The 21,490-nt window shown below is 65.5% G+C and carries 16 protein-coding genes; 5 read left to right on the top strand and 11 right to left on the bottom strand.

Annotated features, from left to right (window positions below):
- Nucleotides 1-234: 234 nt before the first annotated feature.
- Nucleotides 235-1,803, top strand: coding sequence for an alginate export family protein (locus tag ACI3K3_RS10270; protein WP_404913487.1), 1,569 nt, complete (start codon nucleotides 235-237; stop codon nucleotides 1,801-1,803).
- 7 nt (nucleotides 1,804-1,810) lie between these two features.
- On the opposite strand, the gene ACI3K3_RS10265 is transcribed toward ACI3K3_RS10270, so the two are convergent.
- From ACI3K3_RS10265 to ACI3K3_RS10230, 8 genes are read right to left on the bottom strand one after another with little or no spacing between them, the layout of a single operon-like run.
- Nucleotides 1,811-2,728 (bottom strand): LysR family transcriptional regulator, encoded by a 918-nt coding sequence (locus tag ACI3K3_RS10265; protein WP_404913486.1) that lies wholly within the window; start codon nucleotides 2,726-2,728, stop codon nucleotides 1,811-1,813.
- A gap of 40 nt (nucleotides 2,729-2,768) precedes the next feature.
- A complete protein-coding gene (gene fdhA, locus ACI3K3_RS10260) occupies nucleotides 2,769-3,953 on the bottom strand; it encodes a formaldehyde dehydrogenase, glutathione-independent (RefSeq protein ID WP_404913485.1) in 1,185 nt (394 codons plus the stop codon).
- Nucleotides 3,950-4,972 (bottom strand): PDR/VanB family oxidoreductase, encoded by a 1,023-nt coding sequence (locus ACI3K3_RS10255; protein ID WP_404913484.1) that lies wholly within the window; start codon nucleotides 4,970-4,972, stop codon nucleotides 3,950-3,952. Before ACI3K3_RS10255 ends, fdhA begins: the two co-directional genes overlap by 4 nt.
- Nucleotides 4,969-6,021, bottom strand: coding sequence for a Rieske 2Fe-2S domain-containing protein (locus ACI3K3_RS10250; protein ID WP_404913483.1), 1,053 nt, complete (start codon nucleotides 6,019-6,021; stop codon nucleotides 4,969-4,971). The genes ACI3K3_RS10255 and ACI3K3_RS10250 overlap by 4 nt, the downstream gene beginning before the upstream one ends.
- Before the next feature lie 22 nt (nucleotides 6,022-6,043).
- Nucleotides 6,044-6,406: a hypothetical protein gene (locus ACI3K3_RS10245; protein WP_404913482.1), complete on the bottom strand. Its 363-nt coding sequence runs from the start codon at nucleotides 6,404-6,406 to the stop codon at nucleotides 6,044-6,046.
- Nucleotides 6,406-7,284 (bottom strand): gallate dioxygenase, encoded by an 879-nt coding sequence (locus tag ACI3K3_RS10240; RefSeq protein WP_134094271.1) that lies wholly within the window; start codon nucleotides 7,282-7,284, stop codon nucleotides 6,406-6,408. The genes ACI3K3_RS10245 and ACI3K3_RS10240 overlap by 1 nt, the downstream gene beginning before the upstream one ends.
- A gap of 10 nt (nucleotides 7,285-7,294) precedes the next feature.
- Entirely contained in the window at nucleotides 7,295-8,389 is a 1,095-nt protein-coding gene (locus tag ACI3K3_RS10235) for a Rieske 2Fe-2S domain-containing protein (RefSeq protein WP_404913481.1), read from the bottom strand.
- Nucleotides 8,390-8,402: 13 nt separating this feature from the next.
- Complete coding sequence (locus ACI3K3_RS10230; RefSeq protein ID WP_404913480.1) at nucleotides 8,403-9,386, bottom strand: PDR/VanB family oxidoreductase; 984 nt, start codon at nucleotides 9,384-9,386, stop codon at nucleotides 8,403-8,405.
- Nucleotides 9,387-9,577: 191 nt separating this feature from the next.
- Here ACI3K3_RS10230 and ACI3K3_RS10225 point away from each other — a divergent pair, with 191 nt between their 5' ends.
- Nucleotides 9,578-10,288, top strand: coding sequence for a GntR family transcriptional regulator (locus ACI3K3_RS10225; RefSeq protein ID WP_404913479.1), 711 nt, complete (start codon nucleotides 9,578-9,580; stop codon nucleotides 10,286-10,288).
- Between the two features lie 119 nt (nucleotides 10,289-10,407).
- The gene (locus tag ACI3K3_RS10220; protein WP_404913478.1) at nucleotides 10,408-11,751 is read left to right on the top strand and encodes an MFS transporter; all 1,344 of its coding nucleotides are present in this window, start codon (nucleotides 10,408-10,410) and stop codon (nucleotides 11,749-11,751) included.
- A gap of 23 nt (nucleotides 11,752-11,774) precedes the next feature.
- Here ACI3K3_RS10220 and ACI3K3_RS10215 read toward each other — a convergent pair whose 3' ends face one another.
- Complete coding sequence (locus ACI3K3_RS10215; RefSeq protein WP_404913477.1) at nucleotides 11,775-13,367, bottom strand: amidase; 1,593 nt, start codon at nucleotides 13,365-13,367, stop codon at nucleotides 11,775-11,777.
- Between the two features lie 133 nt (nucleotides 13,368-13,500).
- Nucleotides 13,501-14,547 (bottom strand): ornithine cyclodeaminase, encoded by a 1,047-nt coding sequence (locus ACI3K3_RS10210; RefSeq protein ID WP_404913476.1) that lies wholly within the window; start codon nucleotides 14,545-14,547, stop codon nucleotides 13,501-13,503.
- Nucleotides 14,548-14,697: 150 nt separating this feature from the next.
- Between ACI3K3_RS10210 and ACI3K3_RS10205 the strand changes: the two genes are divergently transcribed.
- Complete coding sequence (locus ACI3K3_RS10205) at nucleotides 14,698-15,138, top strand: Lrp/AsnC family transcriptional regulator (protein WP_404913475.1); 441 nt, start codon at nucleotides 14,698-14,700, stop codon at nucleotides 15,136-15,138.
- 133 nt (nucleotides 15,139-15,271) lie between these two features.
- A complete protein-coding gene (locus tag ACI3K3_RS10200; protein ID WP_404913474.1) occupies nucleotides 15,272-18,514 on the top strand; it encodes an amidohydrolase family protein in 3,243 nt (1,080 codons plus the stop codon).
- Nucleotides 18,515-18,762: 248 nt separating this feature from the next.
- On the opposite strand, the gene ACI3K3_RS10195 is transcribed toward ACI3K3_RS10200, so the two are convergent.
- Nucleotides 18,763-21,462 carry a TonB-dependent receptor domain-containing protein gene (locus ACI3K3_RS10195; protein WP_404913473.1) on the bottom strand — a complete coding sequence of 900 codons (2,700 nt, stop codon included), beginning with the start codon at nucleotides 21,460-21,462 and terminating at the stop codon, nucleotides 18,763-18,765.
- Between the last annotated feature and the right edge of the window lie 28 nt (nucleotides 21,463-21,490).

The following is a 21,490-nucleotide window of genomic DNA, read 5'->3' as shown; positions in this document are numbered from 1 at the left end:
GGCGGAAAGCATACGCGCGTTTGCATGCTTGGTGCGTAACGTCTTTCGGATCGGGTCCCTGGGGGAACTGTCGATACGGATCGACCTGCAAAGCAGGCGGAAGAGGATGTACCATGACTGACGCCGAGCCCTGACCAAGCCGTTGCGCACCCGCGCCTGCCCACCTTTCCGGTGAATGGCGGTCCGGCATGTGCCGCAATCACGCACCTTCCCCTGAATGACGAGGAATAGCGAATGGCCCTTGGGCTTTTCCCACAGATGACGGCTGCCTGCGCCCTGCTGACGCTGGCAACTCCTGCCTTCGCGGAGCAGACGAATGCCGAGGATCCGGCGATCGACGCCCCTCTGGTCGTGCGGGCCGCAGCGGCGCAGGAACGCGCGATGCGCCCCCTTCCGCCGGTGGAAATCGGGGCCCCGCCGCCGGTGCCGCCGCCGGCTTCGCCGCCGATCCCCGAGCCGGTTCCGGGCGGGCGGCCCGCACCACCCTGCACACCGCAGAGCCTGCGCTGGACCGAGGACTGGAGCTGCCTTGCCAATCCCGCCAAGCGGACGTCTCCGCTGGAGGCGCTGCGCTATCTGCCGCTGGGCGACGACCCGAATGTCTATCTCTCGATCGGCGGGGAAGCCCGTTATAACTTCACCTACTGGAGTGCGCTGAACCTGGGCGCCAAGGGCAAGGACAAGCTCTCCGCGTTGCAGCAGCGCCTCCGCCTGGTGGCCGACCTGCATCTGGGACGCAACTTGCGCGCCTTCGTGGAACTGGGCGACAACCGCGAATTCTTCGAGACATTCGCCACGCCGCCCAACCGCGACAAGCTGGACATCAACCAGGCCTTCATCGACGTGACGCTGCCGCTTGGCGACACCACAAAGGTGACCCTGCGTCCGGGCCGTTTCGAAATGCCGATCGGCAATGGCAAACTCGTCGGCCTGCGAGACGGCGTGAACGTGCGCTACGTCTATCAGGGCATTCGCGGGACGCTGATCGAGGAAGGAAAGTTCCGGGTCGATGCCTTCGCGGTCAAGCCGGTCACGTTCGAACCCGGCACGTTCGACGACGGCCCGGAGAATGGCCGTCACTTCAACGGCATCTACGCGGCCAGCGCGCCGGGGCTGGTGGTGCCGAACCTCGCGGTCGATGTCTACTGGTACGATCTCCACCGCGAGAATGCCCGCTACACCACGCTGACCGGAACCGAAAGCCGCCGAAGCTGGGGCCTGCGCCTGTCCGGACGCGCCAACGGCTTCGACTGGGACGCCGAAGGAGCCTACCAGACCGGCAGCTTCGCCGGGCAGAAGATCCAGGCCTGGGGCATGCTGCTGGAGGGCGGCTACACTTTTGCCGATCTTCCGATGAAACCGCGCCTCGGCGGCCGGTTCAACTGGTTCAGCGGCGACGACGATCCGAACGACGGCAAGATCGGTACGTTCGCGCCCCCCTTCCCGCGCACGCCGCTCTACAGCGATGCGGGATGGCTCAACATGTCCAACCTCATCGACGTGACGCCCACCTTGACGCTCAAGCCGAGCAAGAAGCTTACGCTGGTCGGCGGCCCCGAGCTGTTCTGGCGGGCCACGGCGGCCGACGCGGTCTATGCCGGGCCGACCAACTTTCCGCTGCTACGCCCGACGGACGGCGGCCGTTTCATAGGCACCGGGCTGAACCTCCAGGCGGACTATCTGGCAACCAGGAACCTCAGTTTCCATGCCTACTTCACGCACTTCATCGCCAGCGATTCCCTGAAGTCCGGCGGCGGTCGAAGCTCGGACTACTTCGGCTTCTGGGCCGATTTCCGGTTCTGATGTCGTGTCAGGCCACGCTTTCGACGATATCGCTCTCTTCAAGCCGGGCGATCTCCCGTTGCAGCTCCGCCAGCAGCAATTTTCCGGCCTCGCCCAGCGGTCCTCGGTGGATGATACCGGCGGGCCGCGGCGTACCCGGGATCGCCACCGGCAGGATACGCATGGTGTCGCGTGCCAGATCGCCCGCGACCAGGACACGAGGCACGGCGCTGACGAAAGTACCCGAGAGCAACAGTTCTCGCATGAAACCGACGGAGGTCGATTGCACGGCGGCATCCGTAACCAGCCCGAGCTGCTCCAGTATCTCGCGCACATCGCGTTCCATCAGCGTGCTGACCGAAGGCAGCACGAGCGTGTAGCGCTGCACATCGGCCGCGCTGATGGACGGAAGATCGAAAAGCGGATGGTCGCTGCGGGCCACCAGCGAGATCGGCTCGTCATACAGCACCCGGCGAACCAGATCGTCGGCCAGATCACCCTGTTGCGACGGCGGGTAGAGACGGCCGACGATGACATCGATCTCGCCCGACAGCAGCGCCGGGATCATCTGGTCCGTCTTGCCCTCGATGACCGAGATCGTCAGGCTCGCGGCCTGCTCCCCGGCATTGGCCAGGACGGCGGGCAGCAGGCCGTGCGCTGCCACGGGAAGCGCGCCGACCCGGATCGTTCGCCTCTGACCGTCGGATAGGCGGTCCAGTTGCGCCTCCAGTTCGCGAATGGTGGTCAGCAGCTTGCGCGCGCCTGCGGTCAGGACCGCGCCCGTGGCATTGGGGCGCACGCCGCGAGGATGGCGCTCGAATATTTCGGCCCCGATGATCTCCTCGACCTCCTGCAAGGTGCGCGAGAGGGCCGGCTGACTGACCCGCAACGCACGCGACGCGCGGAGCAGGCTCTTGTGCTGCTCCAGCGCGTCGATCACCCGCAAGTGGCGGATTTTCAGTCTTTGTTCGAGATAATGCGCCAAGTCAGGAAGCCACCATGCCATGGGGATCGATGACGAACTTGGCAGCGGCGCCCTTGTCGAAGGTTTCGTAGCCCATGGGCGCATCCTCCAGCGAGATCACCTGTGCGTTGACGATGTCCGCGATCGGCAGCCGATCATGCAGCAGCGCCATCATCAACTGCCGGTTGTATTTCAGCACCGGCGTCTGACCGGTGTGGAAGCTGTGCGACTTCGCCCAGCCCAGCCCCAATCGCAGGCTGAGATTGCCGGTCTTCGCCTGTGCCTCGTGCGCGCCGGGGTCTTCGGTGACGTAAAGCCCGGGAATGCCGATGGAGCCCGCCGCGCGGGTCACTTCCATCATCTGGTTGAGCACGATGGCAGGCTGCTCCTTGCCGCCGTGGCCGACCGCCTCGAAGCCGACCGCGTCGATGGCGCTGTCCACTTCGGGCACGCCGACAACCTGCTCCACCAGGTCGCCCAGCCGATCGTGGCTGGAGAGATCGATCGGCTCGAAACCGACCTTCCGGGCATGGGCCAGGCGATCCGGGTTGAAATCGCCGATCATCACCACCGCCGCGCCGAGCAGGCGGGCGGAGGCCGCTGCCGCCAGACCCACCGGCCCCGCCCCCGCCACATAGACGGTCGAGCCGACGCCCACGCCCGCATTGACAGCGCCGTGGAAGCCAGTGGGCAGGATGTCCGTCAGCATCGTCAGGTCACGGATTTTCGCCATGGCCCGGTCGCGGTCGGGAAACTTGAGCAAGTTGAAATCGGCATAGGGCACCATGACATAGCGCGCCTGTCCGCCGATCCAGTCGCCCATATCGACATAGCCATAGGCCCCGCCCGCACGCCCGTCGTTCACGGTCAGGCATACCCCGGTGTCGCCGTGGCGGCAGGTGCGGCAGCGACCGCAGGCGACGTTGAACGGCACCGAGACCAGATCGCCCACGTCGAGCATCTCGACATCGGCGCCCTTCTCGATGACTTCCCCGGTGATCTCGTGGCCCAGCACCAGACCCGCCGGAGCGGTGGTGCGGCCACGGACCATGTGCTGGTCGGATCCGCAGATGTTGGTGGTCACGATCTTGAGGATGACCGCGTGATCGATTTTCCGGCCGCGCGGATCCTCGAACTTGGGGTCGGGAATGTCCCGAACCTCGACTTTGCCGGGCTCCAGATAGACGACGCCGCGATTGCTGCTCATGCAGGTTCTCCCATGGAAAGTTCAGGTCCGGCGAAAGCGAAGGCATCGTCGCCCCGCCAGGCCGGTTCGATCGTCACGCTGCCCCCCGCCACGCGCGAGACACAGGCGCACATCTGGCGATTTTCACGGTGCTGGCGCGAAGAGAAGAAGACGTCTCGATGATCCATCTCGCCCTCCGCCTCGACGATATCGACCGCGCAAAGGCCGCATTCTCCGCGCCTGCATTCGAAAACGACCTCGACGCCTGCCGCTTCAAGCGCATCCAGCATGGATTCGTTCTCGCGCACCAGCACTTCTGCGCCAAGGCGCGGGACCTTCACGGTGAACGCCTTGGCCGCATGGCTGCCGCTCGAGCCGAACGTTTCATACCGCAGCTTGGAGCGCGGACGCCCTGCTTCCTCCCAGAGGCCGCGCACCGCCTCCATCAATCCCAGCGGACCGCACATGTAGAGTTCGCCGTCCGCGGGCATGCGGCGGATCTCGTCCGCGATGTCGATCTGCTCCCCTCGGTCGGATGCGAAGAGGGCCAGCCGATCGCCCAGGAAGCCTGTCAGTTCCTCGCCATAGGCGAACTCGTCGGCGGAGCGGGCCGCGTAGACCATGCGGACGTCCGCACCGCGCGCCGCAAGTTGCGCGGCCATCGCCACCATGGGCGTAATGCCGACGCCTCCGGCCACCAGCAGGTAATGCGGAGCGCCGTGCATGAGCGGAAAATCGCAACGCGGCGGCGCGACGGCCAAGGCGTCGCCGGGCTGGAGGCGCCACATATAGGCCGAGCCGCCCCGGCTCTCCGGCTGACGTTTCACGGCGATGCGCAAAGTGGAACCCTCCTGGCCGACGACCGAATAGGACCGCTGGTCGATCCTGCCGCCGACATCGACCTGCACCTTGACGTGACTGCCGGGCGGGCAGGCGGCGGCGCGATCGAGGACGATGCCGAACTCTCGAATGGTCGGCGTGACATCGCGGATGGAGGTCACCCGGCCCGATTGCCAGCCGGCGGGAAACTCGCCGCTCATTCCGCAGCCTCCGCCAGGACCGGCCCGTTTTCCGCTGTTATCATGCGATCGATCGCGCGGCGCGCCCACATCGAACCGGCATCGATGTTGAGGTTGTAGAATACGTGATCCGGATGCTCGTCGATGGCGCGCTGCTGCGCTTCGATCACCGTCTCGTCTTCCAGCATGATGCCGCCGCCTGCATTGAGGACGCGGCGCGTATGGCCCTGATCGCCTATATTGTAGTTCCGCAGATGCGCCCAGAAATAATAGCAGGTCTTGTCGGTCGAGGGTGTGGGCAGATGCAGCACCCGCATGTCCACGCCTTGCGAGCGATCGCCCTCCGGCGCGCCGGTTCCGGCGGGTGCGACGCCCACTTCCAGATAGATCACCGAAGGCGCCAGGAAGTTGATGACCTGCCAGCGATCGGTCTTGCCGGGCTTGCCGAGCTGCCCCGCCCAGAACGGCGGCGCTTCCTCGTCCAGCACCCAGCGCTCGACGCGCGCGGTGCGTTCGCCGTGGTAGGCATCGAACGGCGCCTCGGCGAGCGCCTCGTTGCCGATGCTGGAAGAATGGACGAACGTCTCGTGGGTCAGGTCCATGAGGTTGTCGATCACCAAGCGGTAGTCGGCCTTCACCTCGGTCATGCTGCCGTCGCCCGCCCAATCCGGGTGGTCCGGCCACGGCAGGTCGGGGATGAGCGCCGGGTCGGCCAATGCGGCATCGCCCGGCCAGACCCAGACGAAGCGGTGGCGCTGCGCCACCGGAAAGGCGCGCACGCAGGCCGAGGGGTTGATCGTCTCCTGCGAGGGCATGTGCGTGCAGCGCCCGTTGGGGCCGAACACCAGCCCATGATAGCCGCAGCGGACATCGTCACCCTGGAGCGTGCCGATCGAGAGAGGCACCAGGCGGTGCCAGCATGCATCCTCCAGCGCCACCGGCGTGCCGTCCTGCCGGCGATAGAGCACCATCTTGCGGTTGCAGATCGTGCGCGACAGCAGGCTGCGCCCAACTTCCGCGTCCCACGCGGCGACATACCAGGCGTTCATCGGAAATGTCTGTGTCGTCATGGTTATTCTCCCAAGCCCCGTTTCACCGTGCCTGCGGCACGGCACGGGTCTGCATGAATTCCTCGAAGCTCTCGCCGCGCATGATCGCGTAGACTTCCAGATTGGTTTTCTTGACGACGCGGGCCCACTTTTCGAGGACGAAGAAGTTGACGCCGGCCTGCACGATGCCCAGCCAGTCGCGCGCGCGCACCAGCGCCATCTCCTCGTCGTCGAGACCCGCCGCGCGCATCGCCGCTTCCTCGTCGTCCCAGAAGGCCTGGCGCCCCTCGGGCCGGATCATGTTCCAGAAGAAACGATTGAACGCGAGGCGGCGATTGCAGGTGCGCAAGTCGAAGACGTAAGTGCCCTCGGGCATTCCCACGGTCTGCGGGTTCTGCGTGAACATCAGGCGACCTCCTGCTCGCGCTGCTGCTCCGAAGCAGCATTTTCGCGCTCCTCGTAAGTGACGACGGTCATCGCCGTGGTGGTCATGAGGTAATAGTTGCGATGCATCTCCTCCAGCGAAGCGCCGAGCGCGCCGCGCATCGCCAGCCACATGATCTGTTCGACGCTTTCCGCGCCGCCCAGCCGCACGTAGTCCGCATGAGTAAGCTGAGTCAGCCGCTCGGGATCGTCACGCAAGGTTTCGAGGAAATCGAGATCCCACTCGGTATTGTTGAAGCCCGTACGCTCGCCGTGGATCTGGTGCGAAAGGCCGCCGGTGCCGACGACGACGACCTTGAGGTCCTCAGGATAGCTTTCCACCGCGCGGCGCACGGCCTGTCCCAGCCGGTAGCAGCGCCGGGCCGTGGGCAAGGGATATTGCAGAACGTTGATGGCGATCGGCACGACGGTGCCGGGCCAGTCCGGCTCATGCGGCCAGAGCAGCGGCAGGGGCGAGGCGATACCGTGGTCGATCGGCTTGTTCTGGAAGAACGCCAGGTCGAATTCCTCGTTCACCAGCGCCTCCCCGATATGCGCCTGGAAGTCCACGTCCCCCCGGATATCCGGAAGGCCCCGAAGGCCCGCGCCTTCATCGGCAATCGGGAAACGCTCGCCCACGCCCAATGCGAACGTCGGGTAGAGGTCGAAGAACAGCGTGGTCGCGTGGTCGTTGTAGAAGAACAGCAGCACGTCGGGCTGCTTCTCGGCCAGCCATTTCGCGACGGGCTTGTAGCCCTCGAACAGCGGAGCCCAGACCGGATCTTCCTGTCGCCCCTTATCGTAGGCGACGCCGATGGTGGGTACGTGCGACGTGCCGATACCGCCGATTATTCTGGCCATGTCTGTCTCCTCAGAGCCCGCGGGCCTGCTCGGCCTCGGCACGCTCGAAGATCGAGCGGCGCATCAGCAGGCCGGGCTTGTCGGGGGCGAAATTCAGGTCGAACTGCGGTTCGGCATCCTGCGCGACGGTCTGCGCGATCCATTCCAGCGCATCCACGTCTTCCAGGTACGCCTTCTCCGACGCCGTGCGCAGGAACTCGTCCGCCTCCGCATCGTCCAGCTTGCGGTCGCGCGAATTGAACCACCAGTAGTGGAGCGAAGTCTGCGTCTCCGGCGTGATGAGATGGGTGATATTGAAGCGGTACTTCTTCGGCGTGCCCGAGGGGTCTTCGTTGTCCGTGACGCTGGCATAGGCGGTGTGGAGCGCCGGGGAGACGTATCGGGCTTCCGAGAAGCGATCGACGCGCTTGTCCATCAGCCCCATCGGCACGCCATAGATGCCGGGCGGCGGCGCGTTCCGAAGCGCGCGGTAGATGACGACGACATCGTCCTCCAGCCGCACGTCCAGCTTGGACCGCGCGAATTCCGGCGTGCCCACCGTGCCGGGATGGAGGAACGGAAAATGCGTCTGGTCGAGCAGGTTTTCGTGCATCGCCACGTAGTCGGACCTGATGTGGTAGGCCCCGCGCACGCTCTTCCACTCGGGGCTTGCAAGCCAGGAGGTATCCGGGATCAGCGCTTCGTCGGCATGATCGGGGTCGCCCATCCAGATCCACACCAGCGGGCCGCGCTCCGCGGTGGGGAAAGCGGCGACATTGGCGTTGGTGGGCACGATCGGCATCGAGGGCATGTTCACGCAGCGCCCCGAGGGATCGAACTGCATGCCGTGATAGCCGCAGACGAGCACGTCGCCTTCCAGGCGGCCCTTGGCGAGCGGGAACGAGCGGTGCGGGCAGCGGTTGCGCACGGCCACGGGCTCTCCCGCCAGTGTCCGATAGAGCGCGACGTCCACGCCCAGCAGCCGGCGGCTGATGATGTCGCGGCTGATTTCGTCCGCGAAGCCGGCGACGTACCAGCAGTTGCGCACCAGGGGCGTGTTCTGGTCGGCAAAGCGACCCATTTCCAGCGGAGAGGCGGCGGCGGGGATGGCGGTCATCTGGTTCATGTCGTGTCTCCGGTCAGGCGTCGAGTACGAGGGTGCCGCCGGGCAGGCGCGACACGCAGATGCACAGCGTGTCCCCGGCGGCGCGTTCCTCGTCGGAAAGATAGCTGTCGCGGTGGCTGATCCGCTCTCCCCCTTCCAGGACGGGGAGCGGGCACAATCCGCACTCCCCGCGGCGGCAATCCGACAGGACATCGATGCCGGAGGCGGTCAGGGCGTCGAGGATGCTCGTGTCTCGGCCGACTTCGACAGTGCGGCCGGTTCGCCGCAGTTCGACGGCGAAAGACGCATCGTCGGGAGCGGGACCGGCGGTGAAACGCTCCGAACGCACCCGCGCATCGGGCCAGCCCAGCGTCCGCGCAGCGCCGTGCACGGCCTCGATCATCGGCACGGGCCCGCAGACATAGACCGTGGTGTCATCGCTCTGGGCGGCGAGCAGCGCGGCCAGATCAAGGTGCTCGGCCGCAGGACCGCCGCTGAAGTGCAGCCTGCCCGCCGCGCCCGCCAGTTCCATCGCCTCGGCAGCGTAGGCAAGCTGGTCCAGCGAGCGACCGGCATAGACGAATTCGAAAGGCCGCCCTCGCCGCACCAAGCTCCGCAGCATTGCGTAAATCGGCGTGATGCCGATGCCGCCGGCGATCAGGAGACTGCGCCGGTCGCGCAAGTCGAGCGGGAAATTGTTCCTGGGACGCGAGACCTTGAGCTTCGTTCCTGGCGCAAAAGTATCATGGATATGGGCTGACCCACGCCGGCGATCCTCGCGCTGGACCGCGATCCGGTAATGATCGGCCCGGTCGTCCGCGAGCCCCTGCCCGCCGACAAGCGAATAGTGCCGCACGATGGGCCCGCTGAGATCGGAATGCGTATGAAGTTCGACATGCGCACCCGGCGCCCCGCGAGGCAGCGGAGAGCCGTCCGCCGAAGCCAGGACGTATTCCCGGATGCGCGGGGTGAGCTGGCGTACGCCCGCCACCACCATGTCGATCAATTGCCCGTGCACCGGCCTCTCCTTGTCTACCCGTTCTTGCGGAAACGATCGCGATCTCAGCCGCGATTCGATGCTTCGATAATCACTTTGGATCCAAAGTACGTCAATAACTTTCTATTTTTGTCCGATTTTGCCGAGTTTGGATCCCATTTTTGGATCCAGAAAACTTGGCGTGTCCACGCCGGATGTGTAGGTTCGCGGGCATGACGAGCTCTCTTCCGGACGACGCAACCACCCTGCGCGCCAAATCTTCGGCACTGACGCGACTGCGCGAAATGATCCTGCGCGGCACGCTGAAGCCCGGTGAACGGCTGCGGGAAGTCGAGCTGGCGGAGCGGCTTGCCATGTCCCGCACGCCCATCCGTCAGGCACTACCCGCGCTGGCGCTGGAAGGGTTACTCGTCCAGGCGGGAGTGCGCGGCTATGCGGTTCGCTCGTTCACCCGCGCCGAAAGCCTCCAGGCGCTTCACCTCCGCGCCGTGCTGGAAGGCTATGCGGCACGAAGCATCGTGCTGGCTGGCCGAGGCAAGGCGGTTGCCGACGCCCTCGCGCCGCTGATCGCGGAAGTGGACGAACTGCTGCGGGCGGGCACATTGTCGGAAGTTCTTGAGGAGCGCTACGGCGAGCTCAACGAACGATTTCACACCGCAGTCGTGGAAGGCGCAGACGATCCCCTGCTGCGAGACCTCATCGCCCGCTGCAACGTCGTGCCGTTCACGTCGCCTGCCGTCATTGCATTCGAAGAGCTGGAAGACGCCGAGATCATGGACCTCATGCGCCATGCCCAGCGCCAGCATCACGCGATCGTCAATGCACTGCGGGCTGGCGACACCCTGCGGGTGGAAATGCTGTTCCGCGAACACGCGACGACGCAGGAAAGCAGCATGGCAATGGGCGAAACGCTGCGGCGGTAGCGCCGCTATAACGGGAGCGGCATAGCTCCCAGCGACAATGCGATACGGGCATTCGCGCCCCGCATGCCTAGCATCCTTCTCAAAGCACCGCTTCAGCGGGTGCTGACTGGAGGATGACCATGGCAAGTGTCACGGCGGCAGCACCGCCAAGCATTGGAATCGGTGACGACGAGAAGATGTCCGTCTTCCAGATCGCCGCTATCGGCGTCTGCGTGTTGATCAATGCGCTCGACGGTTTCGACGTCTTGGCCGTCGCCTTCACCGCGCCGGCCATATCCCGCGAATGGGGCCTGGCACCGACCCAGGTCGGGGGACTGTTCAGCGCCGGACTTGCGGGAATGGGAATTGGCGCCTTCACGATTTCCCCGTTGGGAGACAAGCTGGGTCGGCGCCCCGCGATCCTGTTGTGCCTGGCACTGCTCGCAGTCGGAATGCTCGCGTCCGCGTTTTCGGGCGACCTGGGACAGTTGGCGGTGACCCGCGTCATAACCGGCCTGGGCATCGGAGGCATCTTGGCCAGCATCAATACGGTCGTGGCGGAATATGCTTCGCCGCGCCGCAGAAGCCTTGCCATCTCATGCATGGCGCTCGGCTATCCCGTCGGGGCAACGATCGGCGCACTGGCCGCCGTCCCGCTGATTGAAGCATTCGGTTGGCGGTCGATCTATGTGCTCGGCGCTGCGGCAGCCGCCCTGCTCGTCCCGCTGGTGCTATGGCTGTTGCCGGAATCCATTCAGTTCCTGAGCGCACGCCGCCCCGCAGGCGCGCTGGAGAAGATCAACCGGGTCCAGCGGAAACTCGGCCGCGCGCCGCTCGAAAGCCTGCCGCCGGTCACCGCCAATGCCGCCCAGAGCCGCTCCGGCTTTGCCGATCTGTTCGGCGGCCCGATGCTCGCCCCGACAATCCTTGTCATGCTGCTCAACATGTGCGTGATGGCGACGGTCTACTTCGCGATCAGCTGGACGCCGAAGATCCTGTCCGAGCTGGGCTTCAGCGACAGTATCGGCATTTACGCCTCGATGATGATGAACGTGGCAGGCGCCATCGGATGCCTTCTGTTCGGATTGCTCGCGAACCGCTTCGGTCTTCGCAACCTGTCGGCGGCGGTATTCGTGGGCATGGGACTGGCCCTCACCGCCTACGGACTGGCGCCGCCACGCGCCGTTGCGCTGATTGCCGCTGCGTTCATTACCGGCTTTTTCCTCAATACCGCAATTACCTGTCTTTATACGATCCTGCCGCAAGTGTTCCCGCCCGAAATGCGTGCCACCGGAACGGGCATCGGCCTGGGTGGCGGGCGGATAGGCGCCGTGGCCGGTCCCTATCTCGCGGGCATGCTGATCGCAGCAGGCTGGAGCCGCGCGGCATATTGCATTGCTCTGGCAGTTCCGATGCTGGCCGCTATCGCTATCCTTGCAGCACTGCCCATTGGCAAGAACGGTACCTCCATGCGAGACGGGTGATTGAACACCCGATCTCCGATCGCCTATCTGGCTCCTGTTCGGGAAGCCGCGCTGGAACTGCCTCTTAACGCTCCGGGCAAGCTGGAGGCGATCCATGGCGACGCCTTCTCATAAGCGTGGCCCACTTGCAGGACCGCCAGATCGGCGTGACGCCTGCCGATGATCTGGAGGCCGATGGGCAGCTTCAGCGCGCCGCCGAAACCGGCCGGCACCGCCAGTGCGGGAAGCCCGGCCATCGTCGCGGGAAGAGTCACCTCCATCCAGCGGTGATAGCTGTCCATTGCCTTGCCCGCGATTTCGGTCGGCCAGTGCTCGCTGACGTCGAAGGGGAAGACTTGCGCCGTGGGCAGCACCAGGAAATCGAAATGCTCGAAAGCGGCCTCGAACGCCTTGTAGATGCGCGTGCGCCCTTCGGAGGCCGCGGCCAGTTGCGGGCCGGTGAGCTTCATGCCGCCTTCCACTTCCCAGATCGCCTCCGGCTTCATCAGGGCGCGCTTGACCGGATCGTTGTAGAATGCCTGGAGATCGGCGCCAACGGACCAGTGGCGCAGTGTCTTCGCGGTCTGCCACATGTCCGAGGCGGGCTCGTCCAGCCGGGCAGCTTCCACCCGCATGCCTATGGCCTCGAACGCCCTGAGCGCCTTCGTGCAGGTGTCCATGACGCCCGCCTCCATCGGCAGCGCGCCGCCGAGATCGCCCAGCCATCCGATCCTGCCGCCCTTCCAGTCGCGGTCGAGCGAACCGGCGAACATCGCGGGATCATCGCCAAGCGAGAACGGCGAGCGGGCGTCGCCGCCTGCCTGGACGGACAGCAGCATGGCAAGGTCCGCCACAGTGCGGCCCAGCGGTCCGGATGTCGCGAAGTTCTGCCAGAACAGGTCGCTGTTCGGCACCGAGGGAACCCTGCCGAACGAAGGACGCAGGCCGAAGACGTTGTTCCAGCCCGGCGGGTTGCGCAGCGATCCCCCGAAGTCGCTGCCGTCCGCCACCGGCACCATGCGCAGCGCCAGCGCCACCGCGCCTCCCCCGGTGCTGCCGCCCGCAGCCTTGCCATAGGCATAGGCGTTGTGCGTGGTGCCGAAGACCGGGTTGTAGCTGTGCGAGCCGAGCGCGAATTCGGGCACGTTGGTCTTGCCGATGAAGACGGCGCCTGCCTTGCGCATCCGCGACACGACAAGGCTGTCCGCTGCGGGAATGTTCCCCTTCAGGATCGGCGATCCCTGCGTACTGGCGATGCCCTTGACCGGCGCGGTATCCTTCACCGCATGGGGAAAGCCGTGCAGCGGCCCATGGAAGCGACCGGCGGCCGCATCCTCGTCCATGGCCGCTGCCTGGCGCAACAGGGCATCGCCGTCCACGCGCGAAACCACGGCGTTGAAGCGCGGGTTCAGCCTGTCGATCTGCGCCAGATGCGCGCCCATCACCTCGCGACTGGACAGCTCCTTGCGGTGGATCGCGGCGGACAGGTCCGTCGCGTTCATCATGACGATCTCGTTTGCCTCGCCCTTGGAAGCGGTCTTTGCAAAGGCGGGCGCGACGGCGGTCAGCGCAATGGGCGCGGCAGCCAGAACCGTGCGGCGGTTCGCGGTCACGCGGTCAAGGATCGTTTCGCCCATCGTAGTCTTCTCCAGTGTCGGCCGGACCGCTTCTTCACTGCGGCAGGCAGCGGGTAAAGGTCCAAGTTATCCCTGCGGCGCGGGACCATGCCCGCGCCGTCGGTCGTTTGCAGGCCAAGCCCCGTGATCCGGCTCAGGCCGCGCGCTGCAACATGCCGAACAGGTCGCGCGGGTCATCGGGATCGGCGATGATGTCCAGTTGCTGGAAGAAGTCCGTGCCCTCCAGCTTGCCCAGCAGGTAGCGCAAGGCAGAGAAGTCCTCGATCGCGAAGCCGACGCTGTCGAACAGGGTGATCTGGCGCTCATCGGTCCGGCCCTGCGCCTCGCCGGACAGCACCTGCCAGAACTCGGTGACCGGATAATCGGCTTCCATCTGCTGGATCTCGCCCTCGATGCGGGTCTGCGGCTCAAACTCCACGAAAGTGGATGCACGGCCCAGGATGTCCTTGTGCAACTCGGTCTTGCCCGGACAGTCGCCGCCGATCGCGTTGATGTGGATGCCCGCGCCGACCATGTTGTCCGACAGGATCGTGGCATAGGCCTTGTCGGCGGTGCAGGTGGTGATGATCTGCGCGCCTTCGATCGCCTCCTGCGAGGTTGCGCAGGCGACCACCTTCAGCCCCGAACCGGCCAGGTTGCGGGCGGCCTTGCGGGTGGCCTCGGGATCGATATCGTAAAGGCGCACTTCCTCGATGCCGACGATGGCCTTCATGGCGATGGCCTGGAATTCGGCCTGCGCGCCGTTGCCGATCATGGCCATCACGCGCGATCCTGCCGGAGCGAGACGGCGCGCCACCATGGCCGAGGTGGCAGCCGTCCGCAGCGCCGTCAGCAGCGTCATTTCGGTCAGCAGCAGCGGATAACCGGTGTCCACCCGCGCCAGCAGACCGAACGCGGCGACCGTCTGAAGGCCCTTGGCGGTGTTGCTGGGATGGCCGTTGACGTACTTGAAGGCGTAGGCATCGCCGTCGGAAGTCGGCATCAGTTCGATGACACCTTCCTGCGAATGAGAGGCCAGCCGCGGCGCCTTCTCGAACAGCGACCAGCGGAGATAATCCGCCTCGATCGCATCGGTGAGTTCGCGCAGCACGTCCTCGATCCCGAAACGATGGACGAGGCGCATCATGTTCTCGACGCTGACGAAAGGTATGTAGGCAAGGGGAGAAGGCGGCGGAGCCATGGTCTGTCCTTTTCTGGCTTTTGCTCGGGCAGGACCATGCTAGCCTGACGCATCGCTGTAAAAAATCGCAGAACCGGCTTGCAAATCGTCTGTTCTTGAACAAATATTCCATAGTAATTGTGCAAATTGCACAGCCGAAAGCGCCTCGCCTTGTCCTCCCCAGCCAAATTCATTCCTGACGACCTCGATCGCCGGATCATCGCTCACCTGCGGGCGGATGGCCGCGCCTCGCTGTCGAAGCTGGCCGATGCCCTGGGCGTGGCGCGCGGTACCGTGCAGAACCGCCTCGACCGCCTGGTAGACACCGGGACGCTGCTGGGCTTCACCATCCGCGTGCGCGACGATTACGAAGACCTGTCCGTACGCGCGGTGATGATGATCGAGATCACCGGGAAGTCGACCACCCAGGTCATCCAGAAGCTGCGGGGAATGGTGGAGATCCAGACCCTGCACACAACCAACGGCAACTGGGATCTGGTGGCGGATATCCGCACGTCCAGCCTGTCCGAATTCGACCGGGTCTTGCGGCAGGTGCGGATGATCGAGGGGGTGCTGAACAGCGAAACCAGCCTTTTGCTGAGCACGGTCTGACTGGACCCCTCGCCCTCCCCCGAACTGGATGTTTCGCGGGCGAGGCGGCCCGGCGAAGGAAGGGCCTGATGATGATGCACGAAAAGGTGATGCAGTGAAGACATGGCTGGCAGGTACGGCGCTTCTGGCGAGCATGGCACTATCTGCAGGCGGGGCGGCGCATGCCGGCACGCTGCCGCCGTTGACCGGGCGCGTGATCGAGTATGACACCCGGCAGGTGACATGGCCGGCGCTGGACGTTTCGCCCGACGGTCGCACCATCCTTTTCGACCTGCTGGGAGACGTCTACGCACTTGCCGCAGAAGGCGGACAGGCCCGTCCGGTGATGACCGGGGATGCGTTCGATACGCAGCCGGTATTCTCTCCCGATGGCCGCCGCATCGCATTCGTCAGCGACCGGGACGGGCGCGACAACCTCTGGATCGCCGATGCGGACGGCAGCCATGCCCGCCGCGTCTCGCAGGAAGACAAGGGCGCCCCGCACTACGGATCGCCCGCGTGGTCGCCGGATGGCAGGACTCTCTATGTATCGCGCATGATCTGGGGCGTGCTGGCGTTCGAACTGTGGTCGTTCGATGTCGAGAGCGGCAGGCACGAAGTGCTGGTGAAGGCGCAGCCGAACGGTGACGATCCCCATCCCCAGCGCCGAAATGCGATGGGCGTGGTCGCTTCCCCCGATGGCAGGAGCCTCTATTATGCCACGAAGGCCGGGACGACCTGGAGCAGCGGCGCCCTGCCCCACTGGACGATCGCGCGCTTCGACCTGGCCACCCGCACGCAGCACACGGTGCTGACGACGCCCGGCGGCGGGATGCGCCCGGTGCTGTCGCACGATGGCCGCTTGCTCGCCTACGTCACGCGGGAAAAAGAGCAGACCGTGCTGCGCCTGCACGATCTCGAAACCGGAACCGACCGGCGGCTGCATGGCCCGCTCGATCCGGATGGACAGTCCGGCGGCTATTACGTCGACCTGATGCCGCGCATGGTGTTCTCCCCCGACGACACCGGCATCTACCTTGGCCTCGGCGGCGGATTGAAGCGGCTCGACGTCGCGTCCGGCACGCTCGCCGACATTCCGTTCGAGGCGCATGTGCGCCACGAGATGCCCTTGCCGCTGCGCCGCCAGCATCGGGTCGAGACCGGCCCCGTACATGTCCGCGTGATCCAGACCCCGCGACTTTCGCCCGATGGCAGGCAGGTCGTCTTCGGCGCCATTGGCCGCATCTATATCGCCGCCAACCGCAGTGGCGCAAAGCCCCGCCGCCTCGACGTGCCGGGAGCAGCCTGGCAGCCCAGCTGGTCCGACGACGGGCGCTTCGTCACTTACGTCACCTGGACCGCTAAGGAAGGCGGCCACGTCTGGGTCGCCGCCGCGGACGGCAGGACCGCGCCGCGCCGGATCACGACGCAGGCGGCGTTCTATTCCGAACCGCTGTTCCTGGCGGGCGGCAAGGACGTGGTCGCTTTCTCCGCCAGCCAACATGACCGGCTCTACCGCACCGCCGAAAGCCTCGGCCCCATGCCCTCGACGCTGATGCGCCTGTCTGTGGAGGGCGGCGAAGCGACCAGGCTGGGCGAAGTCGGCACGGCGATGGACCTGCGCCGCGATCCCGATCCGGCGCGGGTGCGCTATTATTCGGACGGCTGGATCTCCTCCCATGCAATCGCCGGAGATGGTGGGGCAAGGCGTCTCGCGAAGCTGGTCGCCCGGCCCGACAGCCAGTATTTCGATGCGCCCGCACCGCTCAGGAACGCACAGCTGAGCGCCGATGGCCGCACCGCGCTGGTGCGCCTCGCCTCGCAGCTTTATCTCGTTCCGGTGCCATCGGCGAAGGACGGCACGGCGCCCACCGTAAACGTCAGCGATCCCGCCTCGCACGCGCGGCGGATCACCGCGATCGGCGCCGACTACATGGACTGGGCACCGGACATGCGTTCGCTCGTCTGGTCGGTCGGCTCCACGGTTCGGCAGTTGCCGCTGGATGCCGCCCAAGGCGGCGCGCCAGCCGCCATCGAGAAGCGCGCCGGCGGCAAGCGCATGGACGTGGTACTGCCGCGCGATGTGCCCAGCGGCAAGCTGCTGCTGCGAGGGGCGCGCGTCATCACGATGAAGGCCGACGAAGTCATCGACGATGCCGACGTCCTGATCGTCGACAACCGCATCGCCGGCGTCGGCCCGCGCGGAACGATGAAGGTGCCGCCGGGCACCGAGGTGCGCGACATGACCGGCAAGTTCATCGTGCCCGGCTTCATCGATGCCCATGCCCACTGGTTCGAAACCCGCCGCCGCATCCTCGACATCGGCCACTGGGATTTCGCCGCGAACCTGGCCTACGGCGTGACTGCGGGGCTGGACGTCCAGACCTTCGATCCCGACGTTTTCGGCTATGCCGACATGATCGACGCCGGGCTGATGCCGGGCCTGCGCGCCTTCTCCACCGGTGAGGGCGTGTTCCGCAACAGTCCGATGGGCAGCCGCGAGGAAGCGATCGCCACGCTGCGCCGCTATTCCGACCATTACCGCACCCCCAACATCAAGCAGTACATGGTCGGTGACCGGGCCGAGCGTCGCCACCTGATCGAAGGCGCGCAGGCCTTGGGCCTGATGCCCACCACGGAAGGCGCCAGCGACTACCGCCTCGACCTGACCCAGATGCTCGACGGCTATGCGGGCAACGAGCACAGCCTGCCAATCGCGCCGCTCCATGACGACATCGTGCAGATGCTGGTGCGATCACGCATATCCACGGTGCCGACGATGCTGGTGCTCTATGGCGCGCCGAGCGCGATGGGCGCGATGGCGGCAGGGCACCAGCAGGATTTCGACGCCAAGCTGGGCCGCTTCGTCCCCGAATACGCCTTCGCCGCCAAGCGGGACTCCGTGACTTGGAACCGCGCCGATGGGCAAGGTTTCAGCCTGTTCGCGAAACAGGCAAGCGATATCGGGAGCGCCGGAGGACTGCTCGGCGTCGGCTCGCACAGCGTCGTTCAGGGGCTGTCCTATCACTGGGAACTGGAAGCCATGGCGTCCGGCGGCGCGAGCCCCTCGCAGATCCTGCATGCGGCGACGATCGGCTCTGCCGAAGTTATCGGGCGGGCACTGGACCTCGGCTCCATCGAGCCGGGCAAGCTGGCCGACCTGCTGGTGCTGGACCGCGATCCCACGGTCGACATCCGCAACACCCTTTCGCTGTCGCTGGTGATGCGGAACGGCCGCCTTTACGAGGCCGCCACGCTGGACGAGCAGTGGCCGCGCATCCGCAAGCGCGAAGCCCAATGGTTCGAAGACATGTCGCAAGAGGACGTCGCGCTGGCAATCCGCACCGCCGCAGCCTTCGAGGAAAAGCAGGGCAACGCGGCCTCGTTCGAATACTGATAAGAGATTGTTTAGAAAATGCCCAAGAGGGCATTTTCGTTGCGGCACCAGCCCCAGTTGGATTCTGGCGCCCCCACCCTACCACCCGCAGGATACTACCGTTGGGTGGTAGGGTGGGGCGCCTTAGGAATAAGGGGGCCGGTGCCGCAAAATTCGCTTTCAGCGAATTTCCAAACGGGCATTAAGGCCCACGAAAAAGGCGGCGGGTTCTGCACCCGCCACCTTCCGTTTGCCTTGCAGTGTCCGCGTCAGAACTCCAGGCGCACGCCCAGGGTCATGTAGCGACCGATCACATCGTAGTAGGGCGAGAAGTTCGAGTAGAGCGGCGGATCCTTGTCGAACAGGTTCGACACGTTGCCATAGATCTCGAAATACTTGCCGTCCTGGCCGAACGGAACCTTCTGGCTCAGCTGGACGTCGATGTAGGTATAGGCGGGAATGCGGTTGTTGGTGATCGGCGTGGCGCTCGTGCGGTTCCAGTAACCGGACGAAGTGTAGCGCGCCCGCACCAGTCCGCTGAAGCCGTCGCTGGAATAGCCGACCGAGGCATTGGCGCGGATGCGCGGCACGCCGTTGACGAAGGCATAGCCTTGCGACTTCACGTATTCGATCTTGGCGGTGCCGTCGTCGGTCGTGAAGTGGTTTACCCAAGTGCCGACGAGGCGGAAGATCACGCGACCGTTGGCCTCGTTCTCAACCGGCAGGCTATAGGCCAGTTCCGCATCCACGCCGTCCGTCTTGAATTCCGACAGGTTGACCTGCGAGGAGGCGATGCTGGCGATCCGGCCGGTGGAATCGCGGGTGATGTAGTTGCACAGGCTGGCGTTGCCGCCATTGCAGCGGTCGACCAGAACCTGCGCGCCGATGCTGGTGATGACGTCCTTGATCGCGATGTTGAAGTAATCGATCGAGGCGGTCAGGCCGCGCAGCGGGGCGGTGGTGATGCCGGCGGTCCAGGTGTCGGACTTCTCGGGCTTGAGCGCGGCATTGCCGCCGCCGTAGATCAACACGCTGCGGCTGCCTTCGCCGCTGAACTGCGGATCGACGACGCCCACGTAGCTGACGGTCTGGTTCGAATAGAGTTCGCTGATATTGGGCGCACGGATATCGCGCGAACGCGTGACGCGGCCGATCACGCCGGGCAGGAACTCGTTGGTGGCGCCCAGCTTCCACGACCATACGGTGCCGCTGGTGCTGTAGTCCGAGACGCGGACCGCGCCGTTCAGCTCCAGCTTGCGCAAGACCGGCAGGTCCTTGACGACCGGCACGACGATCTCGCCGAAGGCTTCCTTCACATCGTACTTGCCGCGCAGCGAGGTGAAGTAGAACGTGGAAAAGGCCTTGGCGGCATCCAGTTCGCCCACTTTGGCATTGGTCGAAAGATTGCGCCCTTCCGCGCCGATCGCGATCGAAACCGGGCCTGCGGGCAGTTCGAAAGGCTCGCCGCGCAGCGAAACGCCGTAAGTATCGAGCTTGTTGAGGCTGTTGGAGCGCGGGGTACCGGTGACGTAGTCGATCGCCGCCTGAGACGGCGCACCTTCTCCGAACAGGTTCAGCGGCACGCAGCCCGCCGCGCCCGAACGGCACACGGCCTGGCCCGTCGCCGGGTCGATCACCGCATCGACCGCGTTGGCAAAGTTTTGGGAAATCAGGAAGCCCGGCGTGTCGATCTTGTTGCGATACTCTCCGTGGCTGTAATAGGCCGAATAGCGCCAGCGTCCGTCGCCGAAGCTGCCATCAAGCGCCAGGGTGCCCTGGATGCTGCGGCGGTCGAGGTTGATCGTGCTGTACGAAAGATCCGCGTTGTAGCGGGCCATCGTGAAGCTGCTCTGCCCGGAGTCGGCCAGGATCTGGCGCACGTCGTCGTTCAGGAAGGCGTTGTCCGACCGGATGGTGACGCTGTTGGTGTGATCGCCGAACCAGGTATAGCTGTTCCAGTATCGCGAATAGCGAAAGTCGGCGCTGAGCTTCAACGTGTCGGTCAGTTCGTAGGAAGCCTTGGCAAGCGCGGCATAGCGCTTCTGCGGCGTTATGAGCGGGCTGCGCTCGTCGTCGGACGGTCCCTCGCCGCCGATCATGTTGGTGCCCACGACCGTGCCGATGTCCGGTACGCGAAGGGTTCCATCGGGATTGAAGCCCATGCCGCGCAGCCCTGCCGGCCCCGAAGTGATGTAACCGCCGATCAGGCGGGTGGCGTGGCCGACGTTCGGGGTCAGGGCATTGTTGACCGTGGCGAAGCGCCCCGTGTTCTCGCGGTCGGTCTTCTTCAGGATGCCCTTGTTGTCGACGAACTCTCCGCCGATAACGAAGTGGCCGCGACCTTCGGCGAAGCTGGTGCCGTACTTGCCTTCGATCCGGACCTGCCCGGCGTCGCCGCGCGACGAAATCCCGCCTTCCGCGCCAAGGCGCACGCCTTCGTAATCGCCGTCCACGATCATGTTGACCACGCCCGCGACCGCGTCCGACCCCCAGGCCGCCGAGGCACCGCCGGTGACGATGTCCACGCTCTTGACCATGATCGAGGGCACGGTGTTGAGGTCGTTGTCGCTGACCAGGCGGCGACCGTCGACGAGGACCAGCGAGCGGGTTTCGCCAAGGCCGCGGATGTTCACGGGGAAGCGGCCCGCCTGCGCGTTGGTTCCCGAGGTCTGGGGCGACTGCGAAGCCTTGAACTGTGGCAGATCGGCCAGCGCCGCGCCGATGTTGGGGCGGCTGACGATCTGGAGATCGTCCTGCGTCATGTGCAGCAGCGGGGTCGGTGATTCATAGCCCGGACGGTCGATGCGCGATCCGGTGACGACGATGTCGCCCGGCGTGGAAGAGGCGGCATCGTCGGAGCGGGACGGCGTTTCGGCCTGCGCCAGTACCGGCGTTGCCGACGCGCTCAGTGCGATGAGAGCCGTGCCCGCCAGAATCGACCGGCGGCGTGCGCGGAGAAGCTGTTCCATCATTTGAATCCCTGATCTTGCGGTCGCC

It is taken from the genome of Novosphingobium sp. ZW T3_23 (assembly GCF_044987305.1).
GTDB lineage: Bacteria > Pseudomonadota > Alphaproteobacteria > Sphingomonadales > Sphingomonadaceae > Novosphingobium.
The sequence above is the reverse complement of the archived record's forward strand: the minus strand, read 5'-3'. Positions and strand labels throughout refer to the sequence as shown.

Coding starts and splice junctions, on each gene's coding strand:
- ACI3K3_RS10270 (WP_404913487.1), top strand. CDS start 235: ATGGCCCTTGGGCTTTTCCCACAGATGACGGCTGCCTGCGCCCTGCTG.
- fdhA (WP_404913485.1), bottom strand. CDS start 3,953: ATGAGCAGCAATCGCGGCGTCGTCTATCTGGAGCCCGGCAAAGTCGAG.
- ACI3K3_RS10255 (WP_404913484.1), bottom strand. CDS start 4,972: ATGAGCGGCGAGTTTCCCGCCGGCTGGCAATCGGGCCGGGTGACCTCC.
- ACI3K3_RS10250 (WP_404913483.1), bottom strand. CDS start 6,021: ATGACGACACAGACATTTCCGATGAACGCCTGGTATGTCGCCGCGTGG.
- ACI3K3_RS10245 (WP_404913482.1), bottom strand. CDS start 6,406: ATGTTCACGCAGAACCCGCAGACCGTGGGAATGCCCGAGGGCACTTAC.
- ACI3K3_RS10240 (WP_134094271.1), bottom strand. CDS start 7,284: ATGGCCAGAATAATCGGCGGTATCGGCACGTCGCACGTACCCACCATC.
- ACI3K3_RS10235 (WP_404913481.1), bottom strand. CDS start 8,389: ATGAACCAGATGACCGCCATCCCCGCCGCCGCCTCTCCGCTGGAAATG.
- ACI3K3_RS10225 (WP_404913479.1), top strand. CDS start 9,578: ATGACGAGCTCTCTTCCGGACGACGCAACCACCCTGCGCGCCAAATCT.
- ACI3K3_RS10220 (WP_404913478.1), top strand. CDS start 10,408: ATGGCAAGTGTCACGGCGGCAGCACCGCCAAGCATTGGAATCGGTGAC.
- ACI3K3_RS10215 (WP_404913477.1), bottom strand. CDS start 13,367: ATGGGCGAAACGATCCTTGACCGCGTGACCGCGAACCGCCGCACGGTT.
- ACI3K3_RS10210 (WP_404913476.1), bottom strand. CDS start 14,547: ATGGCTCCGCCGCCTTCTCCCCTTGCCTACATACCTTTCGTCAGCGTC.
- ACI3K3_RS10200 (WP_404913474.1), top strand. CDS start 15,272: ATGGCACTATCTGCAGGCGGGGCGGCGCATGCCGGCACGCTGCCGCCG.
- ACI3K3_RS10195 (WP_404913473.1), bottom strand. CDS start 21,462: ATGGAACAGCTTCTCCGCGCACGCCGCCGGTCGATTCTGGCGGGCACG.